Source organism: Thermodesulfovibrionia bacterium (assembly GCA_030646035.1).
Lineage (GTDB): Bacteria > Nitrospirota > Thermodesulfovibrionia > UBA6902 > UBA6902 > JACQZG01.
Genome location: JAUSMY010000010.1, coordinates 215,191 through 230,508, shown reverse-complemented (window position 1 = coordinate 230,508; position 15,318 = coordinate 215,191). Strand labels below are relative to the sequence as shown.

The window sequence follows — 15,318 nt, the reverse complement described above, 5'->3', positions numbered from 1 at the left end:
CTATGTTAAATAAAATAAAAGCTTGTAAAATATAAATAATGGAAGAAAATAATAAGGATAAAAAATCATTTTCAGATAAGGCTTACAGGGTATTCCTGATAAATATAACCATTGTAATTATCCTGATAATATCCGGCATCTTCACCGGGCTTTATATAAGGAACAATGAACTTATTGATGAGGAACTCAAGGCGAGCTCGAGAACCACTTTTAACAATATCCTTCTTACAAGAAGGTGGAACGCCGGTTACGGCGGAGTCTATGTTGAGAAGAAAGAGGGTGTTATGTCAAACCCTTATCTTCAGAACCCTGATATAACGACTACTGACGGAAAGGTCTTCACCAAAAAAAATCCTGCTCTCATGACGAGAGAGATATCAGAAATATCCGCCAAATACGGGATGGCTACCTTCCATATAACAAGCCTGATCCCTCTGAACCCGGAGAATAAACCTAATGAGTTTGAGAAGGAGGCGTTAACGCTATTTTCTAATGGACTGGATGAGGTATACAAAAAGGAAGTTATTGACGGTAAACACTATTACAGGTACATGGCGCCGCTCTATGTTGAGGAGAGCTGCCTTGAGTGCCATTCTGACCAGGGCTATAAATTCGGCGATGTTAGGGGCGGCATCAGCGTCCTCTATAATATAGATGACACCGAGAAGATGCTCAGATATAACAACTACATTATCATTGCGCTCGGCCTTCTCATATCCGCCATTCTTCTCGGCATCATCCGGTTTCTTGTCTATGAGCTTATGAAGAAGAACAGTCTTGCTCAAAGCAAAATAAGGGAGATGGCAATTACCGACGAATTGACCAGGCTCTATAACAGGAGATATCTGTTTCAGCATCTGGGGGATGAGATAAGGAGGGCTGTAAGGTTTAAACGGCCGCTCGGATGTATCATGATAGACATAGACGAATTCAAGAGTATTAATGACAATTTCGGGCACTATGCCGGTGATATTGTACTCAAAGAAGTTGCAGAGACGATAAGGAATAATTGCCGTGAGGTAGATATATTGGCGCGTTACGGCGGAGAAGAGATAGTAATCCTGTCTCCTGAACTTGATCCTGAAGGTATTCGAATATTTGCAGAGAGGATGAGAAAAGCGATAGAGGACCTGAGAATAGATGTCGGCAGCGAAAAGGAGATTAAGGTTACCATAAGCCTTGGCGTGACCAGCTTAACTTCCGGCCAGCTTAAAGATTTAGATGATGATGAAGATATAGTAAAGTTTGCTGACACAGCGATGTATCTTGCAAAAAAGAATGGAAAGAACAGGGTTGAAGCCTATATTGTTACAGACAGTAAAGTGTCATCCTGAAGTTGTCTTTACCAGCACCTTTCTATTTCTCGGCCCGTCAAACTCGCAGAAGAAGATAGACTGCCATGTGCCCAAAACAAGCTTGCCATTATCAATGATCACGGATTGAGACGCGCCTGTGATTACTGATTTGATATGGGCGTCGGAGTTGCCTTCATCATGCCTGTAGTCGCCCTGATGAGGGATCAGTCTTGAAAATGTCTTCTCAATATCTCTCTGCACCGAAGGGTCAGCGCCCTCATTTATCATAACTCCCGCAGTTGTGTGCGGGACATAGACATAACATACGCCGCTCTTTATCCCTGACTCAGATAGGGCATCTTTTACTTTCTCAGTGATGTCAATAAACTCGCATCTTGAAGTTGTGTTTATGTTGATGGTTTTTAGCATGACTTTTATTTATTTTCGGAAGCCTGAACTTTCTCAAACAGCTTTGTATAAAACTCTTCATCTATTAAAAACTCGATCTTTAATGCGCGGATGTCTTCGGTGTTCTTCATGCCCTTTAATTTGACTAGGTCCTTCTCGGTAGTGATTATCTCCATCCCGTCGGCGCTTCTTATTATCTTATCTATCTCGCGCTGGCTGTATTTGTGGTGGTCTCTGAACTTTTTGAACCGGGCTACCGTGGCGCCTTTTGATGTAAGAATAGATTTGAAATATGAGGGATTGGCTATGCCGGTGAATACATAAACCTTTTTATTTTGGAGAGTCTCAATGTCCTCTGCATCGCCTGAAATGTTAACAAGGGATGTTGGTTTGTGGCTTGCGGTATAGATAAGAGCGTTTGGATTGTGTCTTTTGATAATTCTCATTGCGTAATCTATAGATGCTTTTTCAGCTGTGTCCGATTTTGTGAGCACTATAATGTGAGCCCTGCTGATAGCCTTAAGCGGTTCTCTCAATCTTCCCTCTGGGAAGAGCCTCTCGTTACTGAAAGGGTTTGTCGCGTCTATGAGAAGCACATCAACATCTCTGTGAAGCGCGATATGCTGAAAGCCGTCGTCAAGGATGAAGAGGTTGCAGCATTCTGCTTCTTCCCTCTTATTATTGTGTTTATTCAACGCGAATCTTCCGGCAAGGTATCTGTCTTTACCTATGACCACCGGAATGCCGCTTAACTTTTCTGCCATGAGAAAGGCTTCATCGCCGGCTTCCTCTGCATTAAGCAGGATACGGTTGCGTTTGCTCACAAAGCACGGCCCTTTTACTTTCCCTTTATATCCCCGTGTGAGGATGCAAGGGCTAAGGCCGAGCGCTTTTGCGTGTTCGGCTACAGCTATCACCGCAGGAGTCTTTCCGGTTCCGCCGAGGGTGATGTTGCCGATACTTATTACTTTGGACGGAAGCCTGCCGGGCTTGTGTATATGAGTGTAATAGAAACTTCTGCCGGATAGGATTACCCTGTATATTGCGCTAAGCGGCCCCAAGGTATCTCCTTACAAGTTCGATAGCCTTCTCAACTGCTCCGGTATTTTCATCCACGATAGCTTTGGCTCTGCTTCCCATTGCAGCAGCTATGTCAGGATTGTTAAGAAGCTCTGTCACATTCTTTACTATATCCGATGAATTCATTACGAGGATAGCTGCTGAAGAATCCAAAAAATCCCTGTGAAACGGGAAATTCTCCATATGAGGGCCGAAGATGATGGGGTTGCTCCAGTATGCCGGCTCCAGTATATTATGGCCGCCATAAGGCAGCAGGCTTCCGCCTATGAATGTTACTGCTGATCTTGAAAATGCTATGGGCAGTTCGCCGACCGTATCTAATAGTATCACGGAAAATAATTTGGTATGGCTTGAAGAGTTGATGTCCGAACGCTTTATATAGCTGAGGCCGCGCGCATTAATAAGGGCTTCAACATCATTAAACCGTTCGGGATGTCTCGGCGCGATCACGAGCTTAAGATCAGGGAAGGCATCAAGAAGTGTGATAAAGGCATCAAGTATGATCTCATCCTCTCCCTTGTGCGTGCTTCCGGCAAGAAAGATACGGCCGTTGATATCATTGATCCATCCTGCGGCTGTTATGTCGCCAAAATGAAGATCGAACTTGAAGTTGCCCATGACACCGGCCTTTCCGGGATCAGCGCCTATAGACAGTATACGTTCAGCATCGCCTTTGCTTTGCATCAGGAGATGATCCATGTCAGACAGTACCTTCTTCATGAAGAAGGATGCACGCTTATAGCCATTAAAGGAGCGGGGAGAGATACGGCCGTTCAGGAGTATTATTTTAGTGCCTGACCTCTTCAGCCTGCTAATCATCAGAGGCCATATCTCTGTCTCTATCGTTATGAAGAGCTTCGGCCTTATGGATCCTATCGCCCTGCTGATACAGAGGCCGGAATCCCAGGGTATATACATTATCCTGTCAGCCTCGGGGAACTTCTCTTTGGCTATCTTCTGCCCGGTGTATGTGGTGGTTGAGAAGGTTATTTTTCTGCCGGGAAAATCTTTTTTTAATTTCTTCAAAAAAGGCATGCATGCGATAGTTTCGCCCACGGATACGGCATGAACCCATATATCGGTGTGAGCATAGTTTGATATGCCGAGCCGTTCGCGTATGAAGGCACTTTTATCCTCAGGGCCTTTTTTCAATAAAAGAAGCGGGAGGTAAAAAAAAAGAATAACAGAGGATAGAATGTTATAGAGCAGAAGCATCTTTTTCAAATTGCGACTGATATAGGGATTTATACATGCCGCCTTTCTCAAGCAGTTCTTCATGTGTTCCTGATTCAGCTATCTTTGCCTGGTCGATCACAATTATCCTGTCAGCCTTTCTTACTGTCGAGAGCCTGTGCGCGATGACAAAGGTCGTCCTGTTAGTCATAAGATTATCAAGCGCCTTCTGCACGATCATTTCAGATGTTGTGTCAAGGGAAGATGTAGCCTCATCAAGCACAAGTATAGGAGGGTTCTTCAGCAATGCCCTTGCTATCGATATCCTCTGTTTCTGCCCTCCTGAGAGCCTGACCCCCCTTTCACCTATGACGGTATCATAGCCTTCAGGCATATCCATTATGAAATCATGCGCATAGGCAGCCTTTGCCGCTTCTACGACTTCTTCATCTGAAGCATCAAGCTTGCCCATCTTTATGTTATCTTTCAGCGTCTCATTAAAGAGGATTATATCCTGGCTGACTATGGCGATATTTTCCCGGAGAGACCTGAAAGTGGCATCATTAATATCTACGCCGTCAATGGTTATACTTCCTTCTGTAGGCCTGTAGAACCTCGGAAGCATATCTGCGAGCGTGGTCTTGCCGGCGCCGCTTTTGCCTACTATCGCTATGAGCTCACCTTTCTTAACATGGAAGTCGATACCGGAAAGCACCTTCTTTTTTGTCCCTGGATATACAAAGCTCACGTTATGAAATACGAGGTCGTTCTTTATCGCAGGGATGTTGATAGTCCCGTCTTTTTCAGGCGCCTGGTCAAGCATATAGAATATTCTTTCGGCAGCCGCGCGCGCGCTCTGGAGATTATTATTTGCTGCGCCGATCCTCTTGATCGGTGTCATCATCAGGCCTATTGCAGTAAATACAGAGAAAAAATCACCGAACGTCATTTTTTCGTAGTATACGAGGTAGAAGCCGTAGAACATTATTCCGGTCAGGCCGATACCCATTATTATCTCATGCAGGAGCTTGGAATATTCCGTAGTTCGGGCGGCTTTGATCGATATTCTGTAGTAACCGCTGTTTGCGTCATTAAATTTGTCTTCATGGAACTTCTCTCTCATGAACGCTTTTATCATTTTAATGCCGGTTATACTTTCGGTCAGCCTGGTGAGAAGTTCTGATATCTCTTCCTGTATCTTATGGGATATCTTCTTCATCTTCTTGCCGAATTTATCAATGATGTAGAATGAAAAGGGCAGAACGATAAGCGCCATTAATGTCAGGTCCCACCGCCTTACCAAAGCGATAACCATCAGAAAGATGAATGTGACGCCTTCAACGACTATGTCCTTTATAGAGTAGCCCAGAACTCCTTCGAGGGCACCGGAGTCATTGATCACCCTTGAGATAAGCTCGCCGGAAGGTTTTTTCACGAAGAAGCTCATTGGAAGCTGGATCAGTTTGTTAAAGAGCTCTACCCTTACGTCTCTTACAATCTTTATCCCTACGATCCGCATAAGCAATGAGTGGGCAAAAGAGAAGACCCCCTTACTGAAGATGAAGAATATGTATAGAAAAGGATATATCTTGAGAACGTTTTTATCAGTTTTGATACCGTCTACCAGAGGTTTTATGTACCACGCCATAGCCCCGGTAATGCCGGATACGCATAAGCTGAATACCGTGGCAACAAGTATTATCCACCAGTAAGGCTTTAGATATTTTAATACGCGCTTGTACTCTTCCATCCAGCTATCTCACCTGCCATGGCAGCCACCCTGCTTGAGGGTTTTTTACCTGTCATGACATCCCTGACCTTTTTTAAATTAGAAATTATTTCATCTTTATACGGCTTATCTTCAATGATCCTCTTTATCTCTCTGAATATATTGTCAGGGGTAGCATCTTTCTGGATCATCTCTCTGACCACTTCTTTTCCGGAAAGTATGTTGACGAGTGATGCGTACTTGACCTTAACAAGCAGTTTTGCAAGGATGTATGTCAGAGGCGATACTATATAGAATACAACCATGGGTGTTCCAAGAAGGGCTGTCTCAAGGGTCGCGGTCCCTGAAGCTACAAGTGAGACATCTGAGCAGGCGACAGCTTCCCTGGTTTGGTTTCTAAGGACTGTGATATAACCTTTTACGCTTTCCGGCAATTCTGACCCCGCTGCCAAAGGGATGATTATCTGGAAGTCCGGAAGTTCATTGTGCAGCATTTCAGCGACTTCATTTATTACCGGCATGTGCCTGTTGATCTCATCAGGCCTGCTCCCGGGCAGGAGCGTGATAACCGGTTTGTAAGGATTGAGCCCAAGGGAGCTCTTTATTTCTTCATCTGTCCCTTTTATATTAATTGTCTCTGAGATGGGATGCCCTACAAATTCGCAGGGGAGGCCTGAACCCTTATAGTGGTCAACCTCAAAAGGGAAGAGCACAGCTATCTTGTCTGCAAGTGAGGCTATTTTTTTGACCCGTCCCGCGCGCCATGCCCAGACCTGAGGGCTGACATAATAAAGCACAGGTATGCCTGCTGACTTTGCCTTCTTTGCCAGTGCCAGGTTGAAATCAGGATAATCTATAAGCACCAGGATATCAGGCTTTCTGTCAGTCAGCGCATCCTTTGCCTGTTTGAATATCTTTCTTATCTTTCCAAGATGTTTGACAGCTTCTGAGAAGCCTATCACGTTTGTGATCTTTGCGATAAGCTTCACTCCCTCACCTTCCATTTTTGCGCCGCCGATACCGAATATCTCAGCTTCAGGCCATCTTGCCTTCACCTCTCTGCTCAGAAGCGCGCCGTAGAGTTCACCTGACGCCTCACCTGCGCTGATCATGATTTTTTTTGACATCAAGTAAAATATCATTCTTTCGAGGTTTAATCAATGGCAAGGCAGGAATAAGAAAAGCAGTTATTAGCAAACAGGCGGTGTGTTAAGACATGGTGCCTATCATGCCAAATTTCTTAAATAACAGAACGACTGAATATATTATCAATATAAACGCGGCCAATAAGCTGATATTACATAGAAGCTTTCTGACGCTTCCTGCATCATAGGGGTTTGTTATTACCCCATGCAACCCGAGAAGAAGAAGGAATAGATCAAAGTTTTCACTGCCCTCAAATACCGGATCCATCACTTTGAAAAACAAAAGAAGGCCGAAGATTATGGTAAGGATAGAAAACATGCGGGTAAAGGTATCTGTAAAGCCGGCCCTTATGTGTCTCTTTATGTCGCTCATATAGACCTGTAGACAACTTGTTTTTTTATAACTTAAACTATCTGTTTTTGAATTGCAAACCGGTCAAAGACAACTCAAGATGATTTTAGATATATACTCTGCCTTGTCCTGTTCCATTTCAGGATAAATAGGGAGAGATAGAACTTCATTCGCAGCAGCTTCACTTTCAGGGAAATCACCCGGCTTATGGCCGAGGTAGCCGAATGCCTCCTGCAGGTGGAGCGGGATGGGATAATAGACTACGGATGAGGCTGCATTATCAGCAAGCACTTTTTTTATAAAGTCCCGTTTTTTTGACCTTATGGTGTATTGATGGTAAACATGTGTTGTCTCTGACGGTACGGAGGGGCACTTTACAGAGCCGGATAGCAGCGACGAGTATGTTTTTGCGATATCACGCCTCTTCTGATTATAGACATCTATATGTTTAAGTTTTATCCTGAGTATCGCTGCCTGAAACTCATCAAGCCTGCTGTTATAGCCGACAAACTTGTGGTGATATACTACAGCGCTCCCGTGGTTGCGCAGCAGTTTAACAGTATCATATATATCCTGGTCATCGGTCACAATGATGCCGCCGTCTCCATAGGCTCCAAGGTTTTTGCTTGGATAAAAACTGAAACAGCCTGCATCTCCGATGCTTCCTGTGGCCTTGCCCTTATATTTCGCGCCGAACGCCTGCGCGCAGTCTTCAATGACCCTGAGATTGTGTTTCTTTGCTATCGCCATGATCTCATCCATATTGGCAGGCGACCCGAACAGGTGCACAGGAACTATGGCCTTTGTCCTTGGAGTTATCTTCTCTTCTATCTTTACCGGATCTATGTTGAAGGTCTCTCTGTCGATATCAACAAATACAGGGACACCGCCGTCATAGGTTATCGCTTCGGCAGCGGCTATAAATGTGAAAGGGGTTGTGATAACTTCATCACCGGTCTTGATGCCTGTTGCTTTGAGCGCGAGGTGGAGCGCGTCTGTTCCGGATGCGACTCCGACAGCGTATTTGACGCCATGATATGCCGCGACCTCTTTTTCAAAGGCAGCTACATTCGGGCCAAGAATAAAGATACCGCTTTCTGATATTTCGTGAATGGCTTTTTCGATCTCAGTTCGAAGTGAATTGTACTGGATCTTAAGGTCGAGCATAGGTATTGTCGGTTTATTGTTTGTCATATGATTACGATGCCTAAGTTTTCCTGTTTTCGCGACGGACCAGTTCAGAGACCTTCAGCGCTATCTTTAGGGCTTCTTTGCCTGCGTGGCCTGATACAACTGGCGCTGTCCTGTTAATTACAGAGTCAATAAATGAGATCAGCTCTTCTTTTAAAGGCTCCTTTGTCTCAGCCTTCAGCTTTTCACTCTTAACTTCAGCGCCGTGCCTTCTTACGCAGGTGACTTCCTGATTCTGATAATCAAGGTTCAGAAATGCGTCGTGCTGAAAGACCTTCAGCTGCCTCTTCTTCTCTTCAGCCATCCTGCTTGTGACAGCCTCAGCGATACAGCCGTTCTCAAACTCTATCCAGGCATGCGCGACATCTATATTATCCGTGAGTACGGAGGCGCCGGTTGCGCGGATATCGACTATATCTGAATTTACAAGGCTGAGTATTATATCTATATCATGTATCATTAAGTCAAGAGTTACATCAACATCTATGCCCCTTCCTAGAAATGGTGAAAGGCGCTGGGATTCAATGAAGCTGGGCTTTTCGACCATGCTGCTTATGAGCGAGACCCCCGAATTAAACCTCTCAAGATGCCCCACCTGAATTATCAGTCCCCTTCTCTCAGCTTCTGATATCAGATCATCAGCCTCCTGCAGGGTGGATGTTATAGGTTTTTCAACAAGTATGTCTTTGCCATGTTTGAGAAAGTCCATTGCGACCTTATAGTGGAGTGTCGTAGGAACAGCGATGCTTACGGCATCCACTTCATCCATCATCCCCATATGGTCTTTATAGGCTTTGCAATTGTACTTAGAAGCAAGTTCCCGTGCCCTTGCAATGTCATGATCAACAATGCCGGCAAGGGTTGCATTCTTCATTTCAGCATATATCCTCGCGTGATGCCTTCCTATGGAACCAACGCCTATGACCCCGACTTTAATCATTCTTCTTTATTCCTATAACTGATATTCCTGCCTTATCAGCCTCTTTTATGAATTCATCAATATCAATGATGATAGTTTTGCCGGCCTCGATCGCAAGCACTCCCGCCTTTGAACTCTGCATGGAGAGCAGGGTGTCGATGCCTATTACAGGAACGTCAAAACGCATATCCTGATCCGGCTTGCTTACCTTGATGACTACTGCCCCTTTTCCTGCGAGAGCGCCGCCTCTCATGATAGCTTCATCAGTCCCTTCAATCGCCTCAACAGCCATAACAGCCCTGTCTTTCACAATTACGGTCTGTCCTATATCGAGCTGCCCCATCTTTTTTGCAAGCTTCCATCCGAATTCTATATCTTCCGATTCCTCTTTTGTCGGTTTTTTCTTTGTCAGTATGCCTTCAGGCACAAGAGAGTCAGAAGTGAAGGATGTCGTATTCAAGAGCCTTATTCCGTCTTTTTCAAGCTCTTTGACAATTGCAAGCATTATAGTATCATCTGAGCGGTCCTTCAGTGAGAAGAGCACCTTGGCAGTTCTCATATCAGGTATAAGCTTCATCTTGTTACTGTAAAGAAGGCTCTTCGGCACTTTACCTGCCATTACCGCTTCTGTAACTGACAGTTTTTTCATCAGTGAGATCAGCTTGCCGAAGTGTCCGATATTGACCTTGTGAAAATCGTCAACAAAATCCTTGAGTGAGTCATCAGAAGGCGGCTGTAGTGCAAATCCTGTCACACGATAACCTTTTTTTCGGGCTTCTGCTGCCACGACCTTTGGGAGATGCCCCATTCCCGCTATGATGCCTAATGTCTTGGTATTATCAGTATCGCGTGGCGCCTTTACCGGCATATGCCTCTTTTTCCGCTATGTTCAATGAACTTGAGAAGGTGCTTGATCTCATTTGTCTGCTTCAGATCACTCCTGACCTTATCAATTGCCTCTTTAAGTGTAAGCTTGCTTCTGAAGAGCAATTTATAAGCTGATTTCAGTTCTTTGATCGATGAGTCTTTAATTCCCTGGCGTTTGATCCCAGTTGTGTTTAAACCGTAAAGTTTTGCCCTGTTCCCTGAAGCCATAGTATATGGCGGGACATCCATGCTTACACCGCTGACGCCCCCGATCATGGAGCATGCCCCGATCCTTGCATGCTGGTGTACCGCAACCAGGCCTCCGATAACCGCAAAATCCTCTACTTCGACATGGCCGGCAAGTGTGGTGGTGTTTGCCATTATTATAGAGTTCCCCAGCTTGCAGTCATGGGCGATGTGTGAGTAAGCCATGATGAAATTATTGTCGCCGATCTCAGTCCGTCCGTTCCCGTCAACTGAGGCTCGGTGTATGGTAACGCTCTCCCTGATGGTATTATTGTTTCCTATCTTTACCATTGTTTTTTCATTCTTATATTTGGTGTCCTGCGGTGCAAGTCCTATAGCTGAGAACGGATATATGACACAGTCACTCCCTATCTCGGCATCCTTGATAGTGACATGAGACACAAGCCTTGTGTTCTTTCCTATCTTTACTCCTTTTCCTATGATGCAGAACGGGCCTATGTCCACTCCGTCACCCAGTTTGGCAGTGGATGATACTATTGATGTGCTATGTATTTTTGTCTTAGCCATTTTTGGGATCCTCTGTGACCATTGCCGTAAGTTCAGCCTCTGATACGAGTTTGCCGTCAACAAATGCCTTGCCGCCGCACTTCCAGACATTGCCTCTATGCTGGATGACGTTTAGTTCGAGACGAAGCTGGTCTCCGGGCACAACCGGTTTTCTGAACTTTGCTTTTTCGATGCTCATAAAAAACACGGAACTGCCCTCTTTGGCGCCTGACTTAAAAGCGAGTATGCCTGCTACCTGCGCCATCGCCTCAACTATCAGAACCCCCGGCATTACCGGGAAGTCAGGGAAGTGCCCCTGAAAGAACTGCTCGTTTATTGTCACATTCTTTATGCCGACAGCCTTGACCCCCGGCTCCAGTTCCAATATCCTGTCCACCAGAAGAAAAGGGAATCTGTGCGGCAGAGTGTTCTGTATTTCGCGGTTATCCATCATTTGAAGGATCCTCCTTGTTTACTTTGCGTTCAAGCATCTGCAGCCGTTTAATATATTCCGGGAGCTTTGTGATTATATTTTGAACCCTAAGCCAGGTTTTGTGAGGAATGGCAGGACTTCCTGAAAAGACTTGTGCTTCAGGAATGTCCCTTGTTACGCCTGACTGAGAAACTATGACAGCGCCGTTGCTTATCTTGATATGGTCTGCAACTCCTGCCTGCCCAGCAATTATAACATCGTTTCCGATCTCTGCGCTACCGGCTATCGCGGCCTGTGCAATGAGCAGGCAGTTCTTCCCGATCCTGACATTATGTGCGATATGCACGAGGTTATCGATCTTTGTGCCGGCACCGATAGTAGTGCGGCTCTTCTTCATGGCAGCCCTGTCAATAGTGACATTTGCGCCAATTTCTACATCATCTTCAATCATAACGCCCCCGACCTGGGGAACCTTATGATGTGTGCCCTTATCTTTAACAAATCCAAAACCGTCAGAGCCTATAACAGCGCCTGCGTGTATAATTACGCGTTTGCCGACCGTTGCCTCCCCGTATATAGATACATTGGGATATATGACTGAATCATCACCTATCGTCACTCCTTCTCCAATGTGGGCCCCGGGATATATTGTGACCCTGGATCCGAGAGAGACATCATCCCCGATAAAAGCTAAAGGATGAATATTAACTTCATCACCAAAATTCACATTCTTCCCGATGACCGCCCTTTCGCTTATGCCTGTCGCCTTTTGGGGCTTTATGTAAAGAATTCTTTGGAGCATGGCAAAGGAATATTGGGGATTATCGACTATCAGTGAGTTAGCAACGAGGTCTTTGAATTCTTTTTTCAGTATTACTGCGGAGGCCATGGTATTACGAATCTCATTGGCGTATTTTTTTGCTGAGAGAAAAGTAATGTCGCCAGCAGCGGCATCACGGATACCGGATGCCCCGGTTATCTCAACCCCGGGGTCTCCGGATATTTCAGCGCCGATCAGATCAGCCACTTCCTTTAGTTTCATTTTTTTGCAGCAGCGGTTGTTTCATTGAAGCTTTTGATGACCTTATCGGTCAGGTCAAATCCTTTAGGCATGTAAAGGATGCCGCCTTCAACTACTTCAAAGATAGCGGTGTAGCCTTCTTTATCCCCGAGCTTCTCAAGAAGATCTCTAAGTTCTATTGATATCTTCTGAATGTATTCAATCTCTTTTTTCTGAAGGTCTTCTTCAGAGTCTTTTACCATTCTCTGGTAGTCTCTGATCATCTTTTCGCGCTCACTCTGCTTTTTCTTCAGGCTTTCGGGTGTGAGGACAGAGGCCTGTTTGGCCAGTTCTTCATCAAGTTTTTTAATCTCATTTCCTTTGGCATCTATAACCTCTTTCTTTTCGTTCACCATCTTCTCCAGAGCGCTTAAGGCCTCTTTCCCCTGGTCTGATTCACTCACAGCTTTTTTGAAATCGACATATCCGATCTTTATTTCTCCTGCGTGTGCGCTGAAGCTGAAAAATGATAATGCAACAAACAACAAAATGATCCTTTTCATGTATCCTCCTTAAAGTCGTGTAGATTTATTTAAAAGTTTTGTTTATAAGGTTAATAGACCCCGCCCATTGTAAATTCTATCTTGCTGGAGCTCTCATCAGGCTTCGGGTCAATGTTGTATCCCCATTCAAGCCTGATAGGGCCAAAAGGAGATGTCCACCTGACGCCTAAACCTGTGGTCGGCCGGAGGTCATTGATATATATCTTTTCATTATTCTCAAAGGCCCTGCCTGCATCAAAGAATGCAACGCCATTTAACTTGGCCTCTTTTGCAAGCGGGAAGATAAACTCTGCATTAAAGATCACTTCCTTGTTGCCGCCGATCCTTTCTCCATTGGGGTTTCTCGGGCCTGCTTCACCGAATGAAAGGCCCCTTACAGTATTTATTCCTCCAACATAGAACCTTTCATATAATGGAAGTTCTTTTCCATTAAAACCTGAAGCATATCCTAAACGGCCACGAAGACTGAAGACGGTATTCCAGAAGAGAGGGAAATAGCGGCCGGAATCAATGACCCCCTTTACAAAGTAGTTGTCTCCTCCCAGGCCGGCAACAGTTGTATATAGTGCCGTCCTTGTACCTGTTGTGGTGTCTATATAGTTATCCCGCGTGTCCCTCCATATGGAAGGGCTTATGCTGCTTGTAATACTTGTACCTATCTGGTCTGAGATAAGTGAAGAGGTTCTACTCACCACATTTGTGATCTCAACACTCTCAATATTATAGACGATGTTTCCGGCGACATATTCTGACAATTCTTTGCCGAATCCTATTGAACCGCCGGTGGTCTTTTTGTCGTAGTCTGGATATTCAAATGACTCATTATAGAGTGACATTGATGCCGAGATAGGTTGATCCATAAACCATGGGTCTCTGAGTGAGATATTGTAATTGGTTCTTGTGGCGCTTAATTCAGCCTTGAACTTCAGATAAAGGCCTTTGCCAAAAAGGTTTGCCTGGGTGAGTTCGCCCATGACCATAAATTTATCTACCGAGCTGTATCCTCCTCCGACGCTCAACATGCCGGTCAGCTTTTCCTCTACATTTACATGCAGGTCAATAAGCGATTCTTCAACGCTTGGGAGCGGGGTGATATTAACGCTTTCAAAGAAATTGAGGTTAGTTATTCTCTCGTAGCTTCTTTTAAGGAGCTTGCTGTTGAATGTTTCCCCCTCATCAAGCCTCATCTCTCTTCTTATAACTTTATCGCGTGTCTTTTTGTTGCCTGATATCTCGATCCTTCCGATGGAGAAGATAGCGCCTTCTGTTATCGCCATGGTGATATCTGCGGTCTTTTTCCCCTTATCAACATCTATCAGCGGGTTGATATCAGCTCTGGCGTACCCTTTTTCCATGTAAAGCTCAACAATATTGTCTATATCCCCACGGAGCGCGCTTCTGTCAAATATCTCTCCAGAAATGGTCTTTAGCCCGGCAGAGAGCCGGCTGTTTTCAAAGACAGTATTTCCGGCGAACTTGACATCTCCGACCTTGTACTGATCGCCTTCAGATATATTTATCTTAATAAATAGTTTTGTTTTTTCCGGGTTTAATGTTATCTCAGGCTCAGATATAACAATGTATATGTACCCTTTGCTGTTATAAAGGTCCCTGATCCTTTCGATATCAGCGCTTAGCGCATCCTTGCTGTATTTGCCTGAGCTTGTAATGAATGAAAAAAGCCACCACTCTTTTGTCGTCATCACTTTTTCTATTTTCTTGTCGGACAGGGCGGAGTTTCCCTCAAAAGTGATATCTTTGATCACGACCTTTTTCCCTTCGTCAACCTGGAAGGTCAGCGCAACCGCATCTTCGGAGATCTCCCTTATGACCGGGATTACTCTTGCGTGCCAGTATCCCTCTGACTGGTAAAAAGATACGATCTTTTCAACATTATCAGCGATCAGCTGAGGATTGGCGATCGCACCGGAGGCAATAGTTACCTTCTCCTTGAGTTTTTCTGCCTCAAACTCCTCGTTCCCCTGGAAATCAATGCTGACTATAGTAGGCTTCTCTTGCAGGGTAAAGATAAGTTTGATCCCGCCTTCAAACTGTTCGATCTCTACACTGATATCGTCAAAGTATCCGATGCTGTAGATGCTCTTTATATCATCCTGAACCGTGCTTTCTGAAAAAGGTTCTCCTACGATGCTTTTCATCTTTGAACGAACGGTAGCTTCCTCGATCTTTTTGTTCCCGGTGATATCTATAGATTTGATCAGCGGCGCAGCGGCGGCTGAACCCGCAAGAATTGCCGTAAAGATAAAGGCTGAAATGACCAGAAATACTGTCAAGTGAATCAGGCTGTTGATGCTTTTTGCAGGGCAATTTTGTAGGCCGGTTTTATTTATCACGTAATGCTCCTTGTATAAAAATAAATGTTAGTATAGCACTATGATTACCTAAAATC

Annotated in this window: 15 protein-coding genes; 1 reads left to right on the top strand and 14 read right to left on the bottom strand. The window is 44.8% G+C overall.

All coding sequences use genetic code 11. The features are described from left to right. The first annotated feature begins 38 nt into the window (after window positions 1-38). Window positions 39-1,334 carry a diguanylate cyclase gene (locus tag Q7U10_01980; protein MDO8281389.1) on the top strand — a complete coding sequence of 432 codons (1,296 nt, stop codon included), beginning with the start codon at window positions 39-41 and terminating at the stop codon, window positions 1,332-1,334. Here Q7U10_01980 and Q7U10_01975 read toward each other — a convergent pair. From Q7U10_01975 to bamA, 14 genes are all read right to left on the bottom strand, one after another. Continuing rightward, entirely contained in the window at window positions 1,326-1,724 is a 399-nt protein-coding gene (locus tag Q7U10_01975; GenBank protein MDO8281388.1) for a secondary thiamine-phosphate synthase enzyme YjbQ, read from the bottom strand. The two genes, Q7U10_01980 and Q7U10_01975, sit on opposite strands and share 9 nt — an antisense overlap. A 5-nt stretch (window positions 1,725-1,729) precedes the next feature. After that, on the bottom strand, window positions 1,730-2,764 hold the full coding sequence (gene lpxK, locus Q7U10_01970; protein MDO8281387.1) for a tetraacyldisaccharide 4'-kinase: 1,035 nt from the start codon (window positions 2,762-2,764) through the stop codon (window positions 1,730-1,732). Next, on the bottom strand, window positions 2,751-3,998 hold the full coding sequence (locus tag Q7U10_01965) for a 3-deoxy-D-manno-octulosonic acid transferase (protein MDO8281386.1): 1,248 nt from the start codon (window positions 3,996-3,998) through the stop codon (window positions 2,751-2,753). The genes lpxK and Q7U10_01965 overlap by 14 nt, the downstream gene beginning before the upstream one ends. Beyond that, window positions 3,982-5,706, bottom strand: a complete 1,725-nt coding sequence (locus tag Q7U10_01960) for an ABC transporter transmembrane domain-containing protein (protein MDO8281385.1) — start codon at window positions 5,704-5,706, stop codon at window positions 3,982-3,984. The genes Q7U10_01965 and Q7U10_01960 overlap by 17 nt, the downstream gene beginning before the upstream one ends. Next, entirely contained in the window at window positions 5,682-6,812 is a 1,131-nt protein-coding gene (gene lpxB, locus Q7U10_01955) for a lipid-A-disaccharide synthase (GenBank protein MDO8281384.1), read from the bottom strand. Before lpxB ends, Q7U10_01960 begins: the two co-directional genes overlap by 25 nt. Window positions 6,813-6,894: 82 nt before the next feature. Continuing rightward, window positions 6,895-7,203: a hypothetical protein gene (locus tag Q7U10_01950; protein MDO8281383.1), complete on the bottom strand. Its 309-nt coding sequence runs from the start codon at window positions 7,201-7,203 to the stop codon at window positions 6,895-6,897. 63 nt (window positions 7,204-7,266) lie between these two features. Beyond that, window positions 7,267-8,376 carry a DegT/DnrJ/EryC1/StrS family aminotransferase gene (locus tag Q7U10_01945; protein ID MDO8281382.1) on the bottom strand — a complete coding sequence of 370 codons (1,110 nt, stop codon included), beginning with the start codon at window positions 8,374-8,376 and terminating at the stop codon, window positions 7,267-7,269. A gap of 13 nt (window positions 8,377-8,389) precedes the next feature. Continuing rightward, on the bottom strand, window positions 8,390-9,313 hold the full coding sequence (locus Q7U10_01940; protein MDO8281381.1) for a Gfo/Idh/MocA family oxidoreductase: 924 nt from the start codon (window positions 9,311-9,313) through the stop codon (window positions 8,390-8,392). Then, window positions 9,306-10,160 (bottom strand): UDP-2,3-diacylglucosamine diphosphatase LpxI, encoded by an 855-nt coding sequence (lpxI, locus tag Q7U10_01935; GenBank protein MDO8281380.1) that lies wholly within the window; start codon window positions 10,158-10,160, stop codon window positions 9,306-9,308. The genes Q7U10_01940 and lpxI overlap by 8 nt, the downstream gene beginning before the upstream one ends. Then, on the bottom strand, window positions 10,151-10,933 hold the full coding sequence (lpxA, locus tag Q7U10_01930) for an acyl-ACP--UDP-N-acetylglucosamine O-acyltransferase (protein ID MDO8281379.1): 783 nt from the start codon (window positions 10,931-10,933) through the stop codon (window positions 10,151-10,153). The genes lpxI and lpxA overlap by 10 nt, the downstream gene beginning before the upstream one ends. Then, window positions 10,926-11,366 carry a 3-hydroxyacyl-ACP dehydratase FabZ gene (gene fabZ, locus Q7U10_01925; protein ID MDO8281378.1) on the bottom strand — a complete coding sequence of 147 codons (441 nt, stop codon included), beginning with the start codon at window positions 11,364-11,366 and terminating at the stop codon, window positions 10,926-10,928. The genes lpxA and fabZ overlap by 8 nt, the downstream gene beginning before the upstream one ends. Beyond that, window positions 11,356-12,387: a UDP-3-O-(3-hydroxymyristoyl)glucosamine N-acyltransferase gene (gene lpxD / locus Q7U10_01920; protein MDO8281377.1), complete on the bottom strand. Its 1,032-nt coding sequence runs from the start codon at window positions 12,385-12,387 to the stop codon at window positions 11,356-11,358. Before lpxD ends, fabZ begins: the two co-directional genes overlap by 11 nt. Next, the gene (locus Q7U10_01915; GenBank protein MDO8281376.1) at window positions 12,384-12,908 is read right to left on the bottom strand and encodes an OmpH family outer membrane protein; all 525 of its coding nucleotides are present in this window, start codon (window positions 12,906-12,908) and stop codon (window positions 12,384-12,386) included. Before Q7U10_01915 ends, lpxD begins: the two co-directional genes overlap by 4 nt. Before the next feature lie 50 nt (window positions 12,909-12,958). Beyond that, window positions 12,959-15,262, bottom strand: a complete 2,304-nt coding sequence (gene bamA, locus Q7U10_01910) for an outer membrane protein assembly factor BamA (GenBank protein ID MDO8281375.1) — start codon at window positions 15,260-15,262, stop codon at window positions 12,959-12,961. Window positions 15,263-15,318: the final 56 nt, after the last annotated feature.